The 21,282-nt window shown below is 60.2% G+C and carries 21 protein-coding genes; 12 read left to right on the top strand and 9 right to left on the bottom strand.

Annotation, left to right across the window (positions count from 1 at the left end; translation table 11 throughout):
- Positions 1 to 49: 49 nt before the first annotated feature.
- From FTO74_RS12940 to FTO74_RS12925, 4 genes are all read left to right on the top strand, one after another.
- Positions 50 to 544 (top strand): MarR family transcriptional regulator, encoded by a 495-nt coding sequence (locus FTO74_RS12940; RefSeq protein WP_220399016.1) that lies wholly within the window; start codon positions 50 to 52, stop codon positions 542 to 544.
- 11 nt (positions 545 to 555) lie between these two features.
- On the top strand, positions 556 to 972 hold the full coding sequence (locus FTO74_RS12935; protein ID WP_162538521.1) for a DUF1398 family protein: 417 nt from the start codon (positions 556 to 558) through the stop codon (positions 970 to 972).
- Between the two features lie 41 nt (positions 973 to 1,013).
- Complete coding sequence (locus FTO74_RS12930) at positions 1,014 to 1,499, top strand: DUF6790 family protein (protein ID WP_162538520.1); 486 nt, start codon at positions 1,014 to 1,016, stop codon at positions 1,497 to 1,499.
- 98 nt (positions 1,500 to 1,597) lie between these two features.
- Entirely contained in the window at positions 1,598 to 2,683 is a 1,086-nt protein-coding gene (locus tag FTO74_RS12925) for an IS110 family transposase (RefSeq protein ID WP_162537048.1), read from the top strand.
- A gap of 404 nt (positions 2,684 to 3,087) precedes the next feature.
- Here the strand turns inward: FTO74_RS12925 and FTO74_RS12920 are convergent, their stop codons facing one another.
- The 5 genes from FTO74_RS12920 to FTO74_RS12900 form a co-directional block, all read right to left on the bottom strand.
- Positions 3,088 to 3,717, bottom strand: a complete 630-nt coding sequence (locus FTO74_RS12920) for a TRIC cation channel family protein (RefSeq protein ID WP_255462246.1) — start codon at positions 3,715 to 3,717, stop codon at positions 3,088 to 3,090.
- Between the two features lie 206 nt (positions 3,718 to 3,923).
- Positions 3,924 to 4,385 (bottom strand): hypothetical protein, encoded by a 462-nt coding sequence (locus FTO74_RS12915; RefSeq protein WP_255462245.1) that lies wholly within the window; start codon positions 4,383 to 4,385, stop codon positions 3,924 to 3,926.
- A 43-nt stretch (positions 4,386 to 4,428) separates the two neighbouring features.
- A complete protein-coding gene (locus FTO74_RS12910; protein WP_162538518.1) occupies positions 4,429 to 5,322 on the bottom strand; it encodes a transglutaminase family protein in 894 nt (297 codons plus the stop codon).
- Between the two features lie 145 nt (positions 5,323 to 5,467).
- Positions 5,468 to 6,640 carry a methionine adenosyltransferase gene (gene metK, locus FTO74_RS12905; protein ID WP_162538517.1) on the bottom strand — a complete coding sequence of 391 codons (1,173 nt, stop codon included), beginning with the start codon at positions 6,638 to 6,640 and terminating at the stop codon, positions 5,468 to 5,470.
- A gap of 160 nt (positions 6,641 to 6,800) precedes the next feature.
- Positions 6,801 to 7,310: a helix-turn-helix domain-containing protein gene (locus FTO74_RS12900; protein ID WP_162538516.1), complete on the bottom strand. Its 510-nt coding sequence runs from the start codon at positions 7,308 to 7,310 to the stop codon at positions 6,801 to 6,803.
- A gap of 215 nt (positions 7,311 to 7,525) precedes the next feature.
- Between FTO74_RS12900 and FTO74_RS12895 the strand changes: the two genes are divergently transcribed.
- Entirely contained in the window at positions 7,526 to 9,064 is a 1,539-nt protein-coding gene (locus tag FTO74_RS12895; protein WP_162538515.1) for a hypothetical protein, read from the top strand.
- Positions 9,065 to 9,263: 199 nt separating this feature from the next.
- A complete protein-coding gene (locus tag FTO74_RS12890) occupies positions 9,264 to 10,889 on the top strand; it encodes a hypothetical protein (RefSeq protein ID WP_255462244.1) in 1,626 nt (541 codons plus the stop codon).
- A gap of 16 nt (positions 10,890 to 10,905) precedes the next feature.
- Here FTO74_RS12890 and FTO74_RS12885 read toward each other — a convergent pair whose 3' ends face one another.
- Positions 10,906 to 11,988 (bottom strand): hypothetical protein, encoded by a 1,083-nt coding sequence (locus tag FTO74_RS12885; protein WP_162538514.1) that lies wholly within the window; start codon positions 11,986 to 11,988, stop codon positions 10,906 to 10,908.
- Positions 11,989 to 12,460: 472 nt separating this feature from the next.
- Here FTO74_RS12885 and rplM point away from each other — a divergent pair, with 472 nt between their 5' ends.
- The 4 genes from rplM (at position 12,461) to FTO74_RS12865 (ending at position 15,435) form a co-directional block, all read left to right on the top strand.
- Positions 12,461 to 12,967 (top strand): 50S ribosomal protein L13, encoded by a 507-nt coding sequence (gene rplM / locus FTO74_RS12880; RefSeq protein ID WP_162538513.1) that lies wholly within the window; start codon positions 12,461 to 12,463, stop codon positions 12,965 to 12,967.
- 66 nt (positions 12,968 to 13,033) lie between these two features.
- The gene (gene rpsI, locus FTO74_RS12875; protein ID WP_162538512.1) at positions 13,034 to 13,429 is read left to right on the top strand and encodes a 30S ribosomal protein S9; all 396 of its coding nucleotides are present in this window, start codon (positions 13,034 to 13,036) and stop codon (positions 13,427 to 13,429) included.
- A 215-nt stretch (positions 13,430 to 13,644) separates the two neighbouring features.
- Entirely contained in the window at positions 13,645 to 14,592 is a 948-nt protein-coding gene (rpsB, locus tag FTO74_RS12870) for a 30S ribosomal protein S2 (RefSeq protein ID WP_162538511.1), read from the top strand.
- 180 nt (positions 14,593 to 14,772) lie between these two features.
- Entirely contained in the window at positions 14,773 to 15,435 is a 663-nt protein-coding gene (locus FTO74_RS12865; protein WP_162538510.1) for a translation elongation factor Ts, read from the top strand.
- Between the two features lie 80 nt (positions 15,436 to 15,515).
- Here FTO74_RS12865 and FTO74_RS12860 read toward each other — a convergent pair whose 3' ends face one another.
- Both FTO74_RS12860 and FTO74_RS12855 read right to left on the bottom strand, forming a co-directional pair.
- Positions 15,516 to 16,421, bottom strand: a complete 906-nt coding sequence (locus tag FTO74_RS12860; protein ID WP_162538509.1) for a dienelactone hydrolase family protein — start codon at positions 16,419 to 16,421, stop codon at positions 15,516 to 15,518.
- A 207-nt stretch (positions 16,422 to 16,628) separates the two neighbouring features.
- Entirely contained in the window at positions 16,629 to 17,402 is a 774-nt protein-coding gene (locus FTO74_RS12855) for a TIGR00266 family protein (protein WP_162538508.1), read from the bottom strand.
- Positions 17,403 to 17,500: 98 nt separating this feature from the next.
- On the opposite strand from FTO74_RS12855, the gene pyrH reads away from it, so the two are divergent.
- Positions 17,501 to 18,205, top strand: a complete 705-nt coding sequence (gene pyrH / locus FTO74_RS12850) for a UMP kinase (protein ID WP_162538507.1) — start codon at positions 17,501 to 17,503, stop codon at positions 18,203 to 18,205.
- A 150-nt stretch (positions 18,206 to 18,355) separates the two neighbouring features.
- Positions 18,356 to 19,534, top strand: coding sequence for an acyltransferase (locus tag FTO74_RS12845; protein WP_255462243.1), 1,179 nt, complete (start codon positions 18,356 to 18,358; stop codon positions 19,532 to 19,534).
- 293 nt (positions 19,535 to 19,827) lie between these two features.
- Here FTO74_RS12845 and FTO74_RS12840 read toward each other — a convergent pair whose 3' ends face one another.
- A complete protein-coding gene (locus FTO74_RS12840) occupies positions 19,828 to 21,192 on the bottom strand; it encodes a beta-propeller fold lactonase family protein (protein ID WP_162538506.1) in 1,365 nt (454 codons plus the stop codon).
- Between the last annotated feature and the right edge of the window lie 90 nt (positions 21,193 to 21,282).

Raw genomic sequence — 21,282 nt, 5'->3', positions numbered from 1 at the left:
GTTTAACGGTATCTGACCAAAAATCTCTCCCTGTTGACAGTAAGTTTCCATGGAAATTACTATTGTTTCCATGGAAACTTACAAGACGAGAACCCAACAGTTGAGTCCATTAGAGGGCCACCTTGGATATTGGCTCAGACGCGTCTCGAACGCTGTCTCGGGAACGTTCGCCCGCGCCCTCCAGGAGAAACAGACTTCGGTGGCGGAATGGGTGCTTCTGCGTGAGCTTCACGAGCGCGGACAAGCTGCTCCAGGCGAGTTGGCCGATAGCTTGGGATTGACTCGTGGCGCAGTTTCTAAAATCGTCGACAAACTCGATGCGAAGGGCTGGGTCCAAACGGGGGCAAAAGAGGGCGACAGCCGGTTCCGCCTGCTTTCCCTCACACGGGCGGGACGCCGCAGCCTCCCCATTCTTGCTGAGATTGCTGACCAAAACGATGCACGCTACTTCGATTGTCTGAGTGCGAGAGAGAAAAACACTCTACGGGAACTGCTTGCCAAACTTACAGATCATAACCGCATCCACGATGTCCCAACCGAATAAGGAGAAACCTCATGAGTAAAGCAATCGATAACCTGACTGAAGCTATGAAATTTGCAGGCGCGAACCGTCCCCGAGTGGGCGGCTTCCCCTACCTGGCAGAAGTTTTGCGAAAAGCTGGCGTGACGCGCAACGTATGGTCGCTGCCATCCTGCCAAAGCCTCTATCTCACGCAGGAGGGACCAGTCGTAATGCAAGGCGCCCCCTTGATCAACGGTGCCGTCGATGTACCGGCCTTCGATGAGAAGGCCCTAATCAAGGCGCTTCGCGTGGATCAGGCTGGTGAAAGCACATTCCCGGAGTTTCTGGATGCCACGTGGCGAGCAGGTGTCATTCGCTATGACGTGGATCTGGAAGGACGTACAGTGGCCTATCAGAGTTGGAATGGCGACGAGTACATTGAAGCCTATCCAGCAGTTGTCGTCGCCTAGATGTGAAGGGTGCCGCTTCATAAGAGTTCTCTGGAGGCATTATGTTTCAAGTTATCTTTACGCTGATTGCAGTTGTGGGCGCATCTGTCCACCTTGCACTTTCACCCAAGCGCCGGAGCAGCGGAGCGGCCATTGCCGGAACGTACCTCCTGTATCTGCTCTTCTTCTATGTTGGCCTTATGGGAGTGCTCACCGCGTATGCACACGTCTTCCGTCCCGTTGAGACATCGGCGTCCATAGGATGGTCAACAAGCCCTTACGAATACGAAGTCGGGATGGCGGACCTCACCGTTGGTGTTCTGGGGGTTTTGTGTCTGAAGTTTCGGGGCGACTTCTGGTTGGCGACAGCCATTGCAAACGCAGTCTGGTTGCTAGGCGACGCGGTCGGGCACATTCGGCAGATGACACTTAACAACAATCACGCTTCCAACAACTCAGGCATCTTCTTAGTCACCGAAATCATCATGCCGCTCGTAATTCTCGCTTTGACTCTCTACTACCGTCGTCGGGAGGACAAAGTCGCCTGACAGAATCGTGGGCGCTAAATCCCCATCGCACTCTAGAACAAGATTTGTACCGGGAAATGGGATGAGCAGGTCCTCCGAAGGAGGAGCAGACTGTTCCCATGAAGAAGCCAGCGCAACACCTCATCGCTGAAGTTCCACGCAGGCAAGCCAAGGTCGAGATGACGATCGGCATCGACCTTGGCGATGTCTGGAGCCATTACTGCACTCTCAACCAGGACGGAGAAGTGGTCGACCGTGGCCGCTTCAGAACTACCCCGAAGGCGATTGAGAAGTGGTTCACCGACGTGCCATCAGCGCGGGTCGCGATGGAGGCCGGAACACACTCGATCTGGATCAGCGCACAGTTGCAGGAACTAGGCCACGAAGTGATCGTGGCGAACGTTCGCGAGTTACGTGCGATCTCGCACAGTGATCGGAAGAGCGATCAGGTGGATGCTGAGAAGCTGGCAAGATATGCGCGGCTTGATCCGAATATCTTGAGGCCGATCGCCCATCGTACGGTCGAGCAACAGCAGGCTCTGACTCTGATTCGTGCGCGAGCGCTGCTGGTGCGACTGCGTACCGCTGCGGTGAACGCCGTTCGTGGTCTGACGAAGTCGTGCGGCTACCGTATGCCTGCCTCTGCCACAACGTGCTTCGCCCAGCGCAGCGTTGCTGTTATGCCACCTGGACTGGCACACGCGCTCGGTCCGGTGCTTCAGCAGATCGCGGAGATGACAGTAAAGATCAAGCTGTACGACCGACAGATCCAACAGCTCGGCCAGACCGAGTATCCAGAGACGCAGGCGCTGCTGAAGGTTCACGGCGTCGGCCACCTCACCGCCTTGACCTTCGTGCTGACGCTCGGCAGCAAGGAACGGTTCGGACGAAGTCGTGATGTCGGTTGCTATCTTGGCCTACGGCCTCGTCGAAGTCAGTCCGGAGACCATGATCCTCAGCTTGGCATCACCCATGCCGGCAATGCATACCTCCGAAGTCTGCTGATCGAGTGCTCCAACCATATCCTCCGACCGCACGGACGAGACTCGGCGCTGCGCCAGTGGGGTCTGCACTTGGCCGCACGAGGTGGTAAGCAGGCCAAGAGTAAGGCCGTCGTCGCAGTAGCACGCAAGCTTGCGGTGTTGCTCCATCATCTCTGGAGCACCCAAGCTACATATATGCCGTTCTACGAACAAGCTGCTTGAGAGATCAACATGTTCACCCGTTGCGACGACACCGTGTTCCGATGACTGCGAGCCGACTTCGGCCTTCGAGGCCGACCGATAAATGGCAGCATCGACTCTCCTCTCGAACCCCAACCGGCACCGAGCTTGCATGAAGACAGCTCATCCAGAGTGCGAATAGAAACACGGTGGAGAGCAACGAAGCCAAGAGCAACAACAAAAGCAAAAGCCTATGAAGGAAAAACAAAGAACAATCACTTGACACTAGTGACCTGCTCATAGAAAGTCGGCTTGTCGGAGGTAACGGTTGCCAACGTGGCTGCATCTGCAAAGTAGTTATACGGAGATAGACAGCACCGTCTGTCTCTGTACGTCAGTTCATATGCCGGATCCCAAAATGCCTCGGATGGAGCAGAGAACTGAATTTAGTGGCCTGCCAGCCTGGGCAGGTTCCAGTGCCGCCAGAGGCTGACCATGCGGAGCAGGAAACATACGGAGATTCCACAGATGGCGACGGGTGTCCGAGGAAGCTTTAGCCGAAGGCCGATCACGACGACCGCGGCTCCGGCGAGGGCCGCTGTGGCATAGACGTCGGCTCGCAGGACGGTGGGTACCTGGGCAAGCAGGACATCGCGCACCGTACCTCCTCCAACACCGGTTATGCCGCCCATAAGGATGGCGAGGAAAGGATGGATCTTATAATTCAGGGCCTTTTCCGCGCCTGCTACGGCGAATAGGGCCAATCCGGCGGCATCGAGCATGGTCAGGAAAGACGCAGGAATTTCGAGCACAAGCGAGTGCATAAAAAACGCTACGATCGCTCCGAAAAAAGCGATAGCTCCGTAACGCCAGTCACGGATAGAGTTGGGCGGAATGGCCCCAATGAGCACATCGCGGATGATTCCGCCGCCGAGCGCGGTGACGAAGGCCAGAACCAAGGCGCCGAGCAGGTCGAGGTTGCCTCTAGCCGCTGCCACGCCGCCCTCGATGGCGAAGACCAACGTGCCAAGAAAATCGACCGCCAGAAGGAGTGCGTCCGATGTAGGCCTGAGCAAAGCGGGATAGGACAGAACGCGACGGATCGTAGTCATAACGGGTCTCGTTTGAAGATTAGCTCAATCGGATTCTTCGTACTCAATCTTCACGCTCAACCTGTCGTTCCCGAGAATGCTCGCGAATTCTGATGCGTTCGACCTGGGCAAGGATCGAGAAGTCGGCTTGTCGGTAGCAGAGGGATCTGGTCTTGTGGCTGGCGTGGTGGTTACTTGATGTAGGAGTAGACACCGCAGAGGTCGGTGGAGTTCTGGAGGGCTTCGAGGGTGAAGAGAGGCGGCTTTTCGCTGGAGAAGAAGGCGAGCTTCAGATTGCGGCCCTCTACGTAGGTGGCCATCCACTGTGTCTCTTCAGAACCGCAGAGCGTGTTCTTGTGCAGGAAGCGTGCAGTCGCGGGGACGTGCAGGCGGTACAGGTGGCCAATGCCCCCGGAGTTGCTATCGCTGTCGAAGGCCGAGCTTAATTCGGCGGGTTGCAGGGGACGAATCTGGGAGATCACGAAGCTCGAAAAGTTGATGGTGAGGCGCTCGTTCGAGAGGCCGATGTCGCCCGTGATGGAGCGGGCCGTCGAACTGGAGGCGCGCCACAAGCCCTGTTCCTGGGCCGCTCCTGATACAGCATTGGCCAGTCCTAATCCCATTACTACGCAGAGCAGCGTTCGCCTCATCATCTCTCAAGCATGACATCGACAGAGGGTTTGGGCAATGTACGGGCTACGTTCTAATCCAGGGTTGGTTGCGTACGCCTCCTCCGGGCAGGGGAACGGTCTCGAGATGTTCGTCCACCTCGTAGCTCTCGACGTAGAAGTTGGTGACGTCGGCTACGCCAAAGCTGGTGGTGATGGCGACGTCGGTGGCGTCGCGGCCGGTGGCCATCAGGACGCGGCCCATGCGGGAGTCGTTGTGGCGCGCGTCCATGGTCCACCAGCGGTTGTCGAGAAAGACCTCGTACCAGGCGCTGAAGTCGCCGGCACCACTGTACGGGCGGCGGATGTCGCCCAGGTATCCCGTCACATAGCGGGCGGGGATGTTCATGGCCCGGGTCATGGTGATGGCCAGGTGCTGGAAGTCGCGGCAGACGCCGACGCGCTCGGTGAAGACGTCGAGCGCGGTCTTGGTGGGGCGGGCAGTCTTGTAGTCGAAGCGGACGTGGTCGTGGACCCAGTCGCGGATCCAGATGGCGCGAGCCCAGCCGGGTGTGGTGTGGCCGAACATCTCGCCCGCGATCTGCGAGAGCGCATCCACCTGGCAGTATCGGCTGGAGAGGAGGTACTCGAGGACGTCTGTGGGGAGTTCCTCGACCTGGTGCTGCACGGCTGCGGTGTGGATGGGGTCGGGGACCGACTCCTGCTCGGTGACGCTGCCGCCGGTGAGCCGCAGGCCGCCCTCGGGGGCCAGGAAGCGGGAGCAGCGGTTGCCAAAGCGGTCGAGGTACTCTTCCACTGCGATTGGCGTCTTTTCGCCCGTGTCGGAATCGACGTGTTCGGCGGCGAGTACCTCCGGCACGCGTACGCGGGGATCGAGCGACGGGTGCAACCGCAGCATGGCGACCAGGGCGCAGGCGCGGGGGAGGTGGAAGTCGATAGCGAACTCGGAGCGGATAAGCATTTTATGGTTTTTCCTGAGAGATGCGGCTGACCATACGATGCGGTTTTCGGGTTTATCGCGTGAATGGAGGGTTGGGGAGTGCAAAAAGAAGCGGGCGAACCCGGAAGTGGGCTCGCCCGCCTGATGCTTTGCTACTGCGTTATGGCTACTTGGCTGCGGTGAGAAGCTGCTCGGCTCCGGCCTTGAGAGCGGCGGCCTTGTCGGTCGCCTCCCAGGTGAAGTCCGCGCCGGTGCGGCCGAAGTGGCCGTAGGCCGCCGTCTGCTTGAAGATGGGACGGCGCAGGTCGAGTCCTTCCATGATGCCCTTGGGCGTCAGGGAGAAGTTGGCACGGACCAGCTTCTCCAGCTCGACCGAGTCCACCGTGCCGGTGCCGAAGGTGTCGACCAGAACCGAGACCGGCTCGGCGACGCCGATGGCGTAGGCAAGCTGGACCTCGCAGCGCTGGGCCAGGCCCGCCGCGACGATGTTCTTGGCCACGTAACGCGCCATGTAGGCCGCCGAACGGTCAACCTTGGTCGCATCCTTGCCCGAGAAGGCTCCGCCGCCGTGACGGCCCATGCCGCCGTAGGTGTCGACGATGATCTTTCGGCCGGTGAGGCCGGTGTCACCCATCGGTCCGCCGATGACGAAGCGTCCGGTCGGGTTGATGTGGTACTTGGTGTTCTCGTCGAGCAGGGCCGCGGGGATCACAGCCTGGATGACGTGCTTGAGGATGTCGGCGCGAAGCTCGTCGTTGCCCACCGACTCGGCGTGCTGAGTGGAGATGACGACGGCATCGACGCGGACGGGCTTGTGGTTCGCGTCGTACTCGACGGTGACCTGGCTCTTGCCGTCGGGGCGCAGGTAGCTCATAAGACCCGACTTGCGGACCTCGGAGAGCTTGTGGGTGAGCTTGTGGGCCAGCGAGATGGGCGTGGGCATCAGCTCAGGCGTCTCGTTGGTCGCGTAGCCGAACATCATGCCCTGGTCGCCGGCTCCGCCGGTATCGACGCCCTGCGCGATGTCGGGGGACTGCTTGTTGATCGTCGAGATGACCGCGCAGGTGTTGGAATCGAAGCCGTAGAGGGCGTTGTCGTAGCCGATGGCGGAGACGGTGCCGCGCACGAGAGCCTGGAAGTCCACGTAAGCCTTGGTGGTGATCTCACCGGCGATGACGACGAGGCCGGTGCAGGTGAGAGTTTCGCAGGCTACGCGGCTATAGGGGTCCTGCTCCAGACAGGCGTCGAGAATGGCGTCTGAGATCTGGTCTGCAATTTTGTCGGGGTGCCCTTCGGTGACTGATTCACTCGTGAAAAGAAAACGGTCGCGTTTCGCCAAAGAAAATCTCCTGTACTTCCACACACCGGGAGGTGCGTAACTTGCTGAAGCTGATTCGTCGTAACCCTTATCGTAGCTCCCACCGTAATCAAGGGGCAACAATCGGCACGACCTATCTATTTTACCTCAAAGGCTGGGCTGGGGTGGTTTCGGAGCTGGTTCAGGGACGACGGCCTGTCAGGCTGCCTGCAGCGTGGCTGCCGAGGATGGTCGCCTGGTGCCGCAGGTGCGGCTGGATGGCGTAGCGCCATGCCACCCAACTGAGCGCTCCGAGCACCAGCAGCATGGCGAAGACGCCCAGCCAGCGGGTGAGGCCCAGGCCACTGGCGGCGGGCTGTCGGTTGCGCTTGACGTTGACGGCGAACTCGGTCCAGTCGGCCTCGGGATCGGAGGCGAGGCCCGCAGAGCGCAGAGCGTCGTCGAAACGGCTCATCCAGTTGGATTCTCCGGCGGCGTCGAGGCCAAGGGTGGAGAGGTAACTGCGCAGGATGCCTTTGCGAAAGACGCCGCCGGGAAGCTCACCGAAGCGGTTGGCTTCGAGCGCCTGGAGGTGGCGCTGCGATACCTTGGTGACTGCGCAGATGGTCTCGATGGACATGCCACGCCGTTCCCGTTCGCCACGCAGTTCGTCGCCGAATCGTTCCATGCGCTCCGCTTGCATTGCCAGCATCGGTCTGACCCCGTCCGTCGTCCAGACTGGTCGCTAAAACCCCATTGTCCGCAAGGGTAGCTGCTTTGACTGCCTTGGGTCAAAGCCGATCCGGTCCGGAGGCACCATCGCCGCCAATAGCTGATTTTCTTATCGGCAGGCCGGGACGATTCTAGAGAGGAGAAAGCAGATTGTCGGCGGGGGCGGGGGATCCACGCTAGAATAGCGGAAGCAAAATGCGGATCCCCTTTCCAGAACGCATTCCCATCCAGTATGTGGTGACCTTCGCCGCAGTGCTGATCGTAGTGCAGCAGCTTGAGGGGACCGATCTACTGTTCTCCGTCTGCGCATTTGGCTTTATTGTCCTGTCTGGCGTGGGGTTCAATATCGCCGGTGGGTTCAGCCGTGTCTCGGGGGGGTATATCTTTTTTTACTCAACCCTGACAGCTATTGTTGCCTGGGTTGCTAAGGCGGCTCTTGGAGAGGCGGCGGATTCCAATCTGACGGTGCCCAACCTGACCGCGCTGGTCTACCTTGGCACGTCGTTCTCGCTGGCCCTTTCGGTTCTTGTGAGCAAGAAGTTGACTGCCAAAAAGCCGTGGCTCGGGACAATGCTTACCGAGGAGAACATGGAGGCCTCTGCGGTCGGCTGTGCGGTCGTGGGCTTTTCCATCTGCCTGGCCCTTACGGTCCTTCCGCATAATTCCGGCGATTCGCTTAGCGCCCTGAGTCAACTAAACCAGTGGTCTGCGCTTGCCATCGTGATCGGGGTGATCTACGAGATCAAGCGGAGCGGTGGCAAGAGGAGCGTCAACGCCATTGTTCTTATGGGCGGAGTCACGGTTTTTATATTTGTAGGGCTCTTGCCGTTTACCAAGCAGGGCCTATTTCTTCCATTCTTCTGCTATCTGGTGGCGGCCGTCAGCATGGGATACCGGTTTAGCTCCAGACAGGTTCTCGGGTGGGCCCTCACCATCTTTTTGATGATGTACTATCTGGTGCCTTACTCGCAGCTCGGAAGAGCCATGAGGCCCGAGGAGGGAGAGTACTCGACTGAGACCTTGCTCACCAATATCCATGATTCCTGGTCAGTCTTGAGCGATCCGGTGGGAACTCGGGATGCCTATTTGATCGAGATGGCAAGCGCGCGAGCCAAAGGAGCGGTGGGATATTTTGACGAAGACGAGGGCCTGTTCGAGCGCCTGCAGATGCTGAAGATCGACGACGGGCTCATCAGGATCAGCTCAGAAGGGGTTAATCCTTATGGATTCCTTCCCTTTCTGGCAGAATTTACCAATCTTGTTCCTCACTTCCTCTGGCCGGATAAACCTGATGTCCGATTCGGCAACTTGTATGCGCATGAGCTTGGCATGTTGGGCCGGAACGATTTCACTACCGGCATCTCGTTGAGCCCGGGAAGCCAGGCATTTCATGTATGGGGCTGGCTGGGGGTATTTTTGCTTGAGCCGGCCATCTTCATCTTTGTTTTCTGGTTCTTTGATTCACTCTGCGGCGACACGCGAGCCTCTCCCTGGGGCCTTCTTGCGATTGCTGTATTCGCGCATCTCGCTCCGGAGGGCATGTTGAACGGTGCATTGGGTTCTGTGTTCCATGTTGGCGTTGGACTGACGATCGGGGCTCTGTTCTGCTCGTACATCATGCCTCTCCTGGGGGTGCTGATGATTGGTCCGCAGAAGAATCAGAGGCTGCAGGCGGCGCTTGCGAGAAGCAGGCAAAGAGCGCTTGTAGGGGGCTCGAAGCCGCAGGTCTTGTAAGCGGGAGTGGGCTTCGGTTGCTTCCGGGCATCTCCGCCGCGCCCGACAGCCGTGTTATCCGAGCTTTGAATTTTTATTGACTGTGCCGGGCTTGTGTCTTGCCGCACCTGTTCTGTATTGCGCCGCATGGCGTTGCTTTGTAGTGCCGGCCATGTACGATTGAGAGTTAAACCCCAATCGTCCGAGCCATTTGTAAACTGTGCAGAAGCCATCTTCCAACTTAGTCGTGCGTCTCCTCGAAGCTGTGTTGCTCTGCCTCGCGGCCGTCTTTTTTGCCTTGCACTATGTTCATCTGGCGGCGGATTTCCCCAACTTTTCGCCCTGGATGGACTGGTCGAAGTACACCGACGAGGGGTGGTATGGCGATGCTGCTATCCGCTACTTCCAGTGGGGGCACTGGTACGTCGCGGGAGATTTCAACCCGGCGACGGCGCTGCCGGTGTGGCCGTTTCTTGAGGGGATACTCTTTCAGTTCACAGGGGTCTCGCTGATCGCGGCTCGCGCCCTTACGGTCACGGTTTTTGAGGGGATTTTGGTGTGCTCGTGGCTGCTCCTGCGGCGATGGAGGCCGGGCAATACCTCTCTGGCTCCGGCGACTGCGGTTTTTTTGCTGGCGGTGAGTCCCTTCTGCTTTGTGTTTACCCGGCTGGCGATTCTGGAGCCGCTGCTGATCTTGCTGATGCTGCTGGCTCTGCTGTTTGCAGGCAGGATTGGAGAAGGGCTTGCACGGCTGTTCCCCGTCATCGGGCTGGGAGTGCTGATTCCGGCGATGATCCTGACCAAGACCACGGCGCTGTTCCTGCTGCCGTCGATCTTCTGGCTGGTCTTTGCCGGGGTGGAGTACCGGCCGCGGCGGTTTGTGCGCGTGGCTCTGCCGGTCTGCGGGCTGGCGCTGGCGCTGTGGCTGCTGTGGATGGGGTTGATCCTGCACGGCCACTACATGCTGGACTATCGCTACCTCTTCAGCGCCAACGGTTACACGCAGATCAGCCGAGCCAACGCGCTCTCGGTGCTGCACGATACCTTCGCCGACGGTATGTGGATGGGGAAGATCTTCTTTCCGGCGGCGATGCTGGCGGTGGCTGTCGCAGCGATCCGCTGGCGTCGGCTGCGGGATTATCCGCTGGTTCCGGCGCTGCTGCTGTGGGCTGCGGGGTACACCGCGTTTCTCGCCTACCATAACAATCTTCAGCCTCGTTATTACCTGGTGGTGGCGGTTCCGCTGACGCTGCTGCTGCCGGTGATGCTGGAGTTGTGGCTGCTGGGGCGGCTCGGTCTGAGCCCGCGTGGAGCCTCGCTGCGGGGAGTAGCTCTGGCTGGGGCGGCGATTCTGATCGGCGCGATCGGGGTGCAGGATGCGGCGGAGATGTTCGGCTACCTGCGCCATCCCGAATACACTTTGGTACGGGCTGCTCGGCAGTTGCACCAGTACATCGCCGAGGACCGCAGCCGCGATTCGCAGCATAGCCCTCTGGTACTCTCGATCTCGGGTTCCAATCTCTCGCTGATGACCGGGCTGCACAGCATTAATGACGACTTCGGCACTCTGGAGCTGGTCAATCGCGTGGGGCAGTATCGTCCGGGCTGGTACGCGGCCTGGAACCAGATCGACGACGACAAGATGGAGGCGCTGGCCCCGTACTACCGGGTGGAGCGGGTGGCGACCTTCAGCGCGATGGACGATCCGGACCGGAACCAGTTGGTGCTCTACCGACTGAACGACGAGACGGAGCCTACTCCGCCACGCCGCCCGTCGAAGCCGGTTCCGCTGTCGTTCCGGGCCAAGGTCGGGCAGGAGCCGAGCACCATTCAGCGGAAGCACTAGCTGGACGGGCTCGGCTCTAATGTTCTATGGATTCGACCGGCCGGAAGCGATTGTGAACGATGAGTGCGAGCGCGGGAACGATAAAGGCGGTCAGCTCCGAGAAGATGCGAATCTCGGTGATGACGCCGACCATCATCATGCCCGCAAACCAAGCCGGAATCAGGATGGCGCAGGTCCAGGTAATTCCTTTGTTTCTAATCCAATGCCGACCGGCCCAGAGGGCGGGCAGGGTAAACCCGAAGGTGCTGAGCAGTACGGGCCACTGCTGCGGTTTCGCCAGCTCCGGCAGGTTGTAACGAAGCCGGAAGAGTATGGTCGAGGAGCCCAGGGCACCTTCAGACGGGTTGGCAGCATAGCGATGTGAGAGCCAGGCCTTGATCGCGCCCCAGATGAATAATTGCACGAGGGCGTGGGCTGAGAGGATCGCCAGTTGGCGCTGTGTCGGCCGTTGCCGGCTCGACTTGCACCAGCTCCAGATGAGGAAGAAGAGCGTGAGAAAGCAGGAGGTCTCGCGATTCAATGCGGCGAAGGGCAGCAGGAGGTAAAAGGCCCATGTTCGCTGACTCACCACAAAATAGACGCCCAGACAGAAGAAAAACAGGCTCGGTGTGTCGTAGGGGAGGGTGTAATCCAGTCCCCAGCCTGGGGCCAGATTGAAGTAGGCCATGTAGACGACGAGCAGGCTGAACCAGCGGCTGAACTCGCGATCTGCGGTCAGTAAGACTAATGTGTGGAAGGTGGCCAGAACGGCTCCCAGCATGGAGAAGAGGACGATTCCCGTCTGTACCAGCTGGCGTGGATCGTGGAGCAGTGGCGGTAAATGGGTTGCGATGCGGGCGGTGGCAGGGAGGTTGGCAAAGATCCGCAGGATGTACATCGGCAACACCCGATACTGAAAGGGGGTCTTTGCCAGGCCTTGCATATAGGTGCTCAGGTTTAGGTAGTCGCGATGGGCATCGTAGTCGAGTGCGAAGTGAGTGCAGATCAGGACTAGTACGATCCGCCAGACGATCAACTGTCTTGTGGAACCCGCATCGCGAAACCAGTGTGCGGAGCGTGCTGCATCTCGCTGCTCTTCCAGGGCGCTTCCGTTCGGCAATGGAATTCTCCTCAGTCAGCCTTGGACGCGGCTGCGTGCTGATGATATCGGCTTTTGTAGGGCCTTTTCAAAAAAAGAAGATATAGAGAAGGGGACTCGCGCTTTTGGTAAAGGAGGTCTTATTGACTTTCGATTCCGCTACGGATATCCTTGAAACTCGCGCAGTCTCGCGTCTGCACGTCTGTGCTTTTCCATGTCTACTTGCTAGTATGTGGCTCGGTTCAGTCGCTCGTGAGGCCTCCGCAGGTTCGGCCGGTTAGCTCCATCGCCCCGCCAGACCAGTGCGAATGCGCCGATCCAGGCAGTCAGGTCGCCACAGGACGTTAGTTCCTGCTCGCACACCATCCGCCAGGCAACAATTTTCCTGCGAACGGTCTTGTCTCGTCGTTTGTTTTGTTCCACATCGCGCCTCATCTTCAAGCACCACGCTGCGCCCAACTGAAGACAGCAGAACCAAGGAGTACATCGCACCATGAGCAATCTCAACAACACCACGACGATCCCCAGCGGGAAAGACATCCAGCGCAAGTGGTTCGTGATCGACGCCGCCGGCAAGACGCTCGGCCGCCTTTCCACCTCTGCCGCCTCGGTCCTCTCGGGCAAGCTCAATCCGCTCTACACGCCGTACATCGACATGGGCGATCACGTCATCGTGATTAACGCCGAGAAGATCGTCCTGACCGGCCTGAAGAGCGATTCGAAGATGTATCGCCGCTACACCGGCTTCCCCGGCGGTCTGCGCGAAGAGAGCTTCATCAAGCTGCTCGCGCGTCGTCCCGAGGCCATCGTCGAGCAGGCGATCAAGGGAATGTTGCCCAAGAGCAAGCTGGGACGCCAGATGGCGACCAAGCTCAAGGTCTATAAGGGCGACAAGCACCCGCACTTCGCCCAGCAGCCGCAGCCGCTCGAGTTCCACGCCTCCAACGCGCCGAAGAAGACGGGCAATGCGTCTCAGGCGATGGTTGCGCTCGAAGGCTAATTGCAGCCAGGGTTCGGGACACTTTCGTCCCCATAAGAGATTGGCTTCACAGCTTATAGGAGCATCATGGCAGATCTGATTCAGTACTACGGAACCGGCCGTCGCAAGAGCTCGATCGCTCGCGTCTTCCTGCGCCCCGGCAGCGGCAAATTCGTCGTCAACAAGAAGGACGTTGACGTTTACTTCGTCACCGCGCAGCAGCGTGCAGCGGTTCGCCGCTCGCTCGGCATCGCCGGTATCGAAGAGACCTTCGACGTGCTGACCACCGTTCGCGGCGGCGGCGTGATGGGCCAGGCCGATGCGGTTAAGCTCGGCATCGCCCGCGCATTGATGGAGTTCAACCCCGAGCTGCGCAAGGCTCTGAAGGCCGAGGGCCTGACGACCCGCGATTCGCGCGGCAAGGAGCGGAAGAAGTACGGGCAGAAGGGCGCTCGCGCACGGTTCCAGTTCTCCAAGCGCTAAAGAGTTTTATGTTGTGGGTTGTATGTTGTGTGTACTGCGAAGAAAACACATAACATACAGCCCGCAACGCATCACTTTCGCAACACCCTCCGAAGCGGTTTCATCGGAGGCAAGGAGTCAAATCTCCCGAAGCTTTTTCGCCAGGGATCAATCCAGACCGCGGACACCAGGCCCATCAGAGCCCGTCCGGGCGGGTCTCAAAACAGGAGCCTATTATGGCAAGCATTACGATGAAGGAACTGCTCGAAGCAGGCGTGCACTTCGGCCACCAGACCAAGCGTTGGAACCCCAAGATGAAGGAGTACATCTTCGGCGAGCGCAACGGTATCTACATCATCGACCTGCAGAAGACGCTGAAGATGTTCAAGGAAGCGTCGAAGTTCGTCACCGACCTGACCTCGACCGGCAAGCTGATCCTGTTCGTCGGCACCAAGCGCCAGGCTCAGGATGCCATCGCCGAAGAGGCGACGCGCGCCGGGATGCCGTACATCAACAGCCGCTGGCTGGGTGGACTGCTCACGAACTGGGTTACGGTGCAGAAATCGGTCAAGCGTCTCCAGGAGCTGGACGACATGTCGACCGACGGCCGCTACGAGCTGCTGACCAAGAAGGAAGTCATCAAGCTGGAGCGCGAGCGCAAGCATCTGTCGACCAATCTGGCCGGTATCAAGACCATGAAGCGGCTGCCCGATGCGCTCTTCATCGTCGATAGCAACAACGAGGCGATCGCTGTGGCCGAGGCCCGCAAGCTGGGCATCCCGGTCGTCGCGGTGGTCGATACGAACTGCGATCCGACGGTTGTCGACTACGTGATCCCTGGCAACGACGATGCTCTGCGCGCCATCCGCCTCTTCACCATGAAGATGGCTGACTCGGCTGCCGAGGGTGTCCAGATGGTTTCGGAGCGCGCTTTCGCGACCGAGGCTTCTGACGTTCGCGTTCTGCCGACCGAGGAGCACTTCATCGGCGAAGAGGGCGAGACGTTCGATGCTCTGCCGATCGCCGAGAGCGTTGGCACTGCCGAAGCCTCGACCGAGGACATCGCCGAAGAGGGCGAGATCGACCTCGAAGCGGCTCTGGGCGGCGGCATCAAGAAGGCTCCGGCTGCGGCCACCGAGCCTGAGCTTGAGGCCGAGGAAGTCCACGCCGAAGCCACTGCCTAAGCCACACGGACCTCACCAGAGAGAGCGTGGCGCCGGCCCAAACCGCCCACGCTCTTTCTGCGTCCGGCTCCTCGCTGCGCGTTGTGGGAGTGCAACCGCATTGCAGAGTTGTAACAACGCTGGCGTACTTTTAAAGAGACAAATAACTTTAAGCGAAGCTCAAAAGAGAAGGAATTGCCAATGTCTACCGATACCGCAGTGAAGATCGATGCCAAGCTCGTCAAGGAACTCCGCGAAAAGTCCGGCGCCCCGATGGGCGACTGCCTGAAGGCCCTGCAGGAGGCCAAGGGCGATATGGAAGATGCGTTCGTCGTGCTGCGCAAGCGCGGCATGGCGTCGGCTGCGAAGAAGGCCACGCGCACCACGAACGAGGGTGCGGTGGGCACGTACATCCATGCCGGCGGCAAGATCGGCGTGCTGGTCGAGCTGAACTGCGAGTCGGACTTCGTGGCCCGCACCGAGGACTTCCAGGAGCTGCTCCGCGACATCGCGATGCACATTGCTGCGACTGACCCGCGCTTCGTGGGCCGGGAGGAGGTCGCTCAGGCTGACCTCGACCGCGAGAAGGAAGTCTTCCTGGCTCAGCCCGCGATGCAGGGCAAGCCCGCCAATGTCATCGAGAAGATCCTCGAGGGCAAGATGAGCAAGTTCTACGAGGAGGTCTGCCTGCTCGATCAGCCGTTCATCAAGGAGGCCAGCCAGACGATCTCGCAGCTCATCGCCAGCAAGGTTGCCAAGTTGGGTGAGAATATCTCGGTTCGCCGCTTCGCCCGCTTCAAGGTCGGCGCGCCGGACTGGACCGTTGCCCAGACCAAGGCCGTTGCTGAAGAGGCTCAGGCGTAGTTTTTAGGTACCTCATCAAAGAAAAAGCCCGGGCTTATGCCTGGGCTTTTTCTTTGAAAGAGTGGTTTGGCGATGGCTGGTCACTTCAGCTTGGCGAGTAGTTCCTGCATTCGCGTAAAGCCTTCTTCCCATGCTTTCTTGTTGGCTGGGGTGGCGTCGGGGGCTTGACCGGCGCGCATGAAGCCGTGGCCTGCGCCCTCGTAGGTAATCGGCTCGTAGGTTTTTCCGGCTGCCTTCATGTCCGTGACGGTGCCGGGGACGGTGGCGCCGATGCGGGCGTCGAGTCCGGCGTAGAAGCCGTAGACCGGGGCGCTGATCGCCGCCATTGCGGCTGCCGGTGGTGGGGGGCCGTAGAAGACCAGGGCTACCTTGATGTCCTTACGATGCGTGGCGAAGGCGAAGGTCTTGCCTCCGCCCCAGCAGAAGCCGCCCACGGCCAGCTTGCCGTTTGAGGCCGGAATCGTCCTGGCGTAGTCGGCTACGGCGTCAAGATCGGCGTTGACCTGCGCGGCGTTGAGGGAGGAGACGGCCTTTACGACTGCGTCCTGATCGGGGAAGGCATCGGTGCCGCCGGGTGTCGCGGGGATGTAGGCTGCGCCGGTGTTGGCGTCCATGTGGGCGTGGTCCATGGGGGCGGCGGGGGCGGATTTGGCCGCGGAGGAGATGGGGCCGAGGCCGCTCAGCAGGTCCGGCGCGAGGACGATGTAACCCTTGGCGGCCAGCTCGTCGGCTTCGAGCTTCATCCAGTCGCTGAGGCCAAAGATCTCGTGGATGAGGATGACCGTTGGGGCCTTCTCCTTGACCTCGGGGTAGACCACCAGCACGTTGACGGTGCGGCCGCCGTGGGTGACGGGGACGTACTCGCGGTGGCGGGAGCTGTTGGCGAGTGGGGCCTTGGCCCAGTCCTGCGCGTTGGCAATGAGGGGGCAGGTGGCCAGGGCGGCCAGAAGCAGGGCGGCAGGGAAGAGGCGCGTAAGACGGATCATGCCAGCGAGTTTACGTTGCGGTGGTGGTGATCCGCAACGGTACTTCGTACGGTTCTCGGGGCGGTACGGGGAGTGCGTGCTGTATGGGGTCTCCCATTGGTCGGAAGCGAGGTAAGGGTACGGCTGAGGCTGTTCTGATTGGAGGCCATGTACGAGGGTGCTCCATGTCCCAAAATGGAGATATGGAGCACCCGAATCTGTGGTCGCTTAGCGGTCATTGCCACCAAGCAGCGAGCCGACGACGCCGCCGATGACCGAGGCCGCACCCAACTCCTGCACGCTGCGGCCGCGGCCCTCGCTGGGGGCGTACTCGAGGATCTGGTGGGCCAGCCGGGCGATGGGCAGGGTTTGCAGCCAGACGCGGCCTGGGCCGGTCAGCGCGGCCAGGAAGATGCCGTCGCCGCCGAAGATCAGATTTTTGATGCCGGGGACGCGGGTGATCTGGAAGTTGACGCCTGCGGTGAACGCGCCGACGTGGCCGGGGTGCACGCGCAGAGTCTCGCCGGGGCGAAGCTCCTTGACGACGACCTCGCCCGAGAGCTCGAGCCACGCGGTGCCGCTGCCGGAGATCTTCTGCAGCAGGAAGCCGTCGCCGCCGAAGATGCCCGCGCCAAGCGACTGCTGGAAGCCGACGCCGAGCTGCACGTGGGACGTCGCGCAGAGGAAGCCGTGGCGGTGGACGAGGAACTCCTGGCCGACGCCGACCTCGATCGGCAGGATGTGGCCGGGGACCTTGGTGGCGAAGGCGATCTCGCCGGGGTAGCCCTGGGCGGTGTACTCGGTCATGAACAGCGTTCCGCCACCTGCGACACGCCTGATGGCGCCGAAGAAGCCGCCGCCGCCCGCCATCTGGGTGTGGGTGGTCATCTGGATGGTCTGGCTCATCCAGCTCAGTTCGCCTGCCTCCGAGATGACGGCCTCGCCGGGCTGAAGGAGCACCTCCAGCACCGGCATCGTGGTTCCGAGAATCCTGCTCTGCATCGCAAATCTCCTTGCTGGAAAGATACGCCTGATGGCGGTGCAAAGTTCCGGGCGATCCCTTCTTGCAGCCTTGGCCCCATGCGATACTTGAAATTGATATGTATAAGCGCATCCTCCTCAAGCTCTCCGGAGAAGCCCTCGCAGCTGGTAAGGGGTTCGGCATTGACGCCATTTTCATCCACAAGGTAGCCGAAGAGATCGCCGATATTCACGCACTTGGCTGCCAGATCGCCATCGTGGTGGGCGGCGGTAACTTCTTCCGTGGCGTCGCCCAGCAGGCCATTGATATGGACCGCGTGGCGGCAGACCATATGGGGATGCTCTCCACCGTTATCAACTCGATTGCGTTGCAAGATGCGATTGAGAAGCGCGGACTCTTCTGCCGGGTCATGTCGGCTATCGAGATGCACGAGGTCGCCGAGCCGTATATTCGGCGGCGGGCTATTCGGCACCTCGAGAAGAATCGGGTGGTCATCTTCGCCGCCGGAACCGGCAATCCGTACTTTTCGACCGACACGGCGGCCAGCCTGCGGGCGATGGAGATCAGCGCCGATATCCTGCTGAAGGCCACCTCGGTCGACGGCATCTACTCGGCCGATCCGAAGAAGGACCCGACCGCTACCCGGTTCGATACCATCACCTATGACGAGATTCTGCGCCGCAATCTGAAGGTAATGGATACGACGGCGGTCTCGCTGTGCCGCGACAACAACATGCCGATGATGGTCTTTTCGATGCGCGAGCAGGGAAATATTACGCGCGTCGTCGCGGGAGAGCAGCTCGGGTCGCTCGTTACGGCCTGATCTTCGTTGCCTCGGAACCCAAATCCATCATCCAATCCTGAGAATAGCCTGTTTTTGCCTGCTTCCTTTTGGGGAGCAGGCAGAGATAGTGAGGCAGGTCGTGCAACTTAGCCCGACCCCTCGCGTCTAGAAAGATAGTTTAGGAAGATAGTGTCCGCCGTTAGCCCCAGCTCGCCGGTTCGCAGGCCCCCACTCCCGGCACTCACCGGGTTGCGGACGCTGCTGGCTCTGAATATCGTTCTCTTCCACTTCACGCCGCAGCATCTGCACTATCTCTACCCGGTCATCGATAATGCGTATGTCTTCGTCGGCTTCTTCTTTCTGATCTCCGGCTTTGTGCTGACGTATAACTATGCCGACCGGGCGCTGGGGCTGCGGAATTACAACTTTTATATCGCTCGTTTTGCCCGCATCTACCCTACTTACCTGCTGACGTTGCTCATCTCGCTGCCCATGGTTGGGGAGGAGTGGCACGCTCGCTCGCGGGCGGAGTTCTGGCAAGGGATGCTCCTGACGCCGATCAGTATGCAGGGATGGATCCCGTCGATCGCAACCTTCTGGAACACGGTGGGCTGGACGGTCTCGGCGGAGGTGGCGCTGTACCTGGCGTTCCCCTTTATGTTGCGCGCTGCCGCCCGTAGCCGCATGTGGAACTGGTCTGCTCCGCGTCTGATCCTGTTGGGGCTGACGGTCTGGCTCGTCGGGCTGATTCCCCACAGCCTCTACATCGTCTTCAACCCGGACCATCTGCCGCTGCCGATCAACCGGTTTTCGTATGGGATCTACCTGCGCGCGCTGAAGTTCGGGCCCATGTCCTACTTGTGCATCTTTCTCGCCGGGGGAATCCTGGCTCGGGTGCATTTCCGGCTGAAGCTCGGGTCGATGCAGAGGCTGGTTCTGTGCGTAGTCGCGCTGGTCAGCCTGGGGCTGTTCTTCCAGAAGGCGATTCCGGCGGGTGTGCCGTATGTGTTGATTCACGGTTGCATCCTGCTGCCTCTGTTTTCCATGCTGACCCTGGGGCTGGCGGGGCCGAATCCCGTGGCTGCGGTGTTCTCGTGGAAGCCGCTGGTCAAGCTGGGGGAGGCGACCTTTGCGCTCTACCTGTTGCACTTCAATGTCTTCGTGATGATTCACGCGTACCACCTGCCGGAGCGGTTGCATGTGGCGCAGTGGGACCCCTGGATCTCGTATGTCTTCCTGCTGGTGCTGGCGTATGCGGTGATGAACCTCTTTGAAAAGCCGATGCGGCAGTTGATCCTGGGACGGATGCTGCCCAGGCCGCAGGCCGCTATGGCTTCGGCAAAGGCTGTGGAGCCGCAGCTCGTATAGTCGGCGGCTGTCTTTGGGGGAAGAAAGCATGCCTCCCCAGAAACAACGTCAAGAGCAAAAACAGAAGCAGATTCCTCCGCTTCGCTCCTGAAGAACAACCGGGAAAACAGGCAACAGCAGCAGCGTCCTCACGCCGGGGCGCTTCGTGCTGTTGCTGCGCTCGAAAGACCGGCACTTCGTGCGGTGTTGTACGCTGCGAGGGACTCTTCCCTGAGCACAAGTACTGCCCGGAAGAGAACGGAAAAGGCCCCGCCATTGGCGGGGCCTTTCCCGTAAAACCAACCCAGTCAAGACTAGGGGGTTACTACCTGGGTGGCGTGAGAGCTGCTCGCCGCCGCCGCTGCACAGCTCGGCAGACCAGAAGCAGGGTAGGGAGTTCCCTGGATCTGGGTCAGCGCGCCGGTAGTCGGATTGAGCTGCATACCCGAAACCGAGTTGTCCAGGTTGTTGGAGGTGTAGACGTACTTTCCGACAGCCGGATCGATGGTCACACAGGTCGGTCCCGTTCCGGTCTGCGTCGCCGAACCGCTGGCCGAGAGAGCGCCGTTGGCGGTGTTGATCGCATAGCCGGATACGCTGGAGTCGCTGAAGTTAGAGACGTACACGAAGAGTCCACGTGGATCGACCGTGATGCCCATCGGAAGAACGCCGGTTGCAAACGGGGCGTTGACCATTGGCGTCAGGATTCCATTGGCTCCCACTACATCGCCGAATACCTGGTTGGTGGCGCGGTCGGTGACGTAGACATAGCGGCCGGTGGGCTCCACAGCGATCGCGGAGGGAACTGAACCTGCCTTGTATCCGCCGAGCAGGGGACCGTTGACCGGAACGAGGTTGCCAGCGGGGTTGCCGCTGCCGTCCACACCCTGCTGGAATGCCATGATGACGCCGGTGGGAACGCCGCCTACGGAGTCCTGATCGATTACGTAAACACTAGGAATGGTCAAATGACCTGCCGCCTGAGCCGTGGTGGTGCAGGCCTTGGTCGTATAGGTGACGCCGGAGACATCGGGAAGGCAGAAGCTGTTCGCGACAGAGACGGCGACCGGATTGTTGCCAACGGGGAAGTAGGGTAGCGGATTCGCTGCCGTAGTTCCGACCGAGGTGTTGGTCACTGGGGTGCCGAGGGTTCCATCGGTGTTGATCGGGAAGACCGCGACGCCACCGGGTCCGGTCTTGGCGGGCGAGAACCCATTCTGGTAGGTAAAGGTCACGTAAAGGAACGTATCGGTCGAGTCCATCGCGATGCCCGTCGGCAGGCTGCCGACGATGCTCTTCGAGGCGTTGGTGACGACGTCGTAGGTATTCGCCTGAAAGAGCTTGCCGTCGGTTCCGATGGAGAACTGAACCACGGAGGAGTCATCGTGGTTGATGACATAGACGAACTGCTGACCGCCCTTGGTGTAGCTCGTATTGGTCGAGACCACCAGGCCGACGGGGTTCTTGCCCCCCGAGGGAATGGGCGAGTCCGCGAGAGGTACCAGCGAACCGAGCTGATAGTCGATCGTGAAGGCGTTGATAAGCCCCGGATTCGTCTTCGCTGTCGTCACGTAGAGGTACGCCACGGTAAAGTCGCGGCTGCAGGCCGTGACCCCGAGTCCTAATGCCAGAGATACTGCGAGAGCCTTTGCACCACGGCCCAGTTTAGTCCACTTCATGCGCTTCCTTTTCCCCCGGGCTTCGTACCGCCCGCAACTGCTGCTGCTCAAAACTTCCATGCGCTACCACGTGCTCAACAACACGTGGTA

Origin of the sequence: Granulicella sp. WH15, assembly GCF_009914315.1 — a bacterium.
Lineage (GTDB): Bacteria > Acidobacteriota > Terriglobia > Terriglobales > Acidobacteriaceae > Edaphobacter.
This window is presented reverse-complemented; position numbering and strand designations above follow the sequence as displayed.

Excerpts from the sequence above, each read along its gene's own strand:
- FTO74_RS12940 (WP_220399016.1), top strand. The coding sequence starts at position 50 with ATGGAAATTACTATTGTTTCCATGGAAACTTACAAGACGAGAACCCAA.
- FTO74_RS12935 (WP_162538521.1), top strand. The coding sequence starts at position 556 with ATGAGTAAAGCAATCGATAACCTGACTGAAGCTATGAAATTTGCAGGC.
- FTO74_RS12930 (WP_162538520.1), top strand. The coding sequence starts at position 1,014 with ATGTTTCAAGTTATCTTTACGCTGATTGCAGTTGTGGGCGCATCTGTC.
- FTO74_RS12925 (WP_162537048.1), top strand. The coding sequence starts at position 1,598 with ATGAAGAAGCCAGCGCAACACCTCATCGCTGAAGTTCCACGCAGGCAA.
- FTO74_RS12915 (WP_255462245.1), bottom strand. The coding sequence starts at position 4,385 with ATGATGAGGCGAACGCTGCTCTGCGTAGTAATGGGATTAGGACTGGCC.
- FTO74_RS12910 (WP_162538518.1), bottom strand. The coding sequence starts at position 5,322 with ATGCTTATCCGCTCCGAGTTCGCTATCGACTTCCACCTCCCCCGCGCC.
- FTO74_RS12900 (WP_162538516.1), bottom strand. The coding sequence starts at position 7,310 with ATGCTGGCAATGCAAGCGGAGCGCATGGAACGATTCGGCGACGAACTG.
- FTO74_RS12895 (WP_162538515.1), top strand. The coding sequence starts at position 7,526 with ATGCGGATCCCCTTTCCAGAACGCATTCCCATCCAGTATGTGGTGACC.
- rplM (WP_162538513.1), top strand. The coding sequence starts at position 12,461 with ATGAGCAATCTCAACAACACCACGACGATCCCCAGCGGGAAAGACATC.
- rpsI (WP_162538512.1), top strand. The coding sequence starts at position 13,034 with ATGGCAGATCTGATTCAGTACTACGGAACCGGCCGTCGCAAGAGCTCG.
- rpsB (WP_162538511.1), top strand. The coding sequence starts at position 13,645 with ATGGCAAGCATTACGATGAAGGAACTGCTCGAAGCAGGCGTGCACTTC.
- FTO74_RS12865 (WP_162538510.1), top strand. The coding sequence starts at position 14,773 with ATGTCTACCGATACCGCAGTGAAGATCGATGCCAAGCTCGTCAAGGAA.
- FTO74_RS12860 (WP_162538509.1), bottom strand. The coding sequence starts at position 16,421 with ATGATCCGTCTTACGCGCCTCTTCCCTGCCGCCCTGCTTCTGGCCGCC.
- FTO74_RS12855 (WP_162538508.1), bottom strand. The coding sequence starts at position 17,402 with ATGCAGAGCAGGATTCTCGGAACCACGATGCCGGTGCTGGAGGTGCTC.
- pyrH (WP_162538507.1), top strand. The coding sequence starts at position 17,501 with ATGTATAAGCGCATCCTCCTCAAGCTCTCCGGAGAAGCCCTCGCAGCT.
- FTO74_RS12840 (WP_162538506.1), bottom strand. The coding sequence starts at position 21,192 with ATGAAGTGGACTAAACTGGGCCGTGGTGCAAAGGCTCTCGCAGTATCT.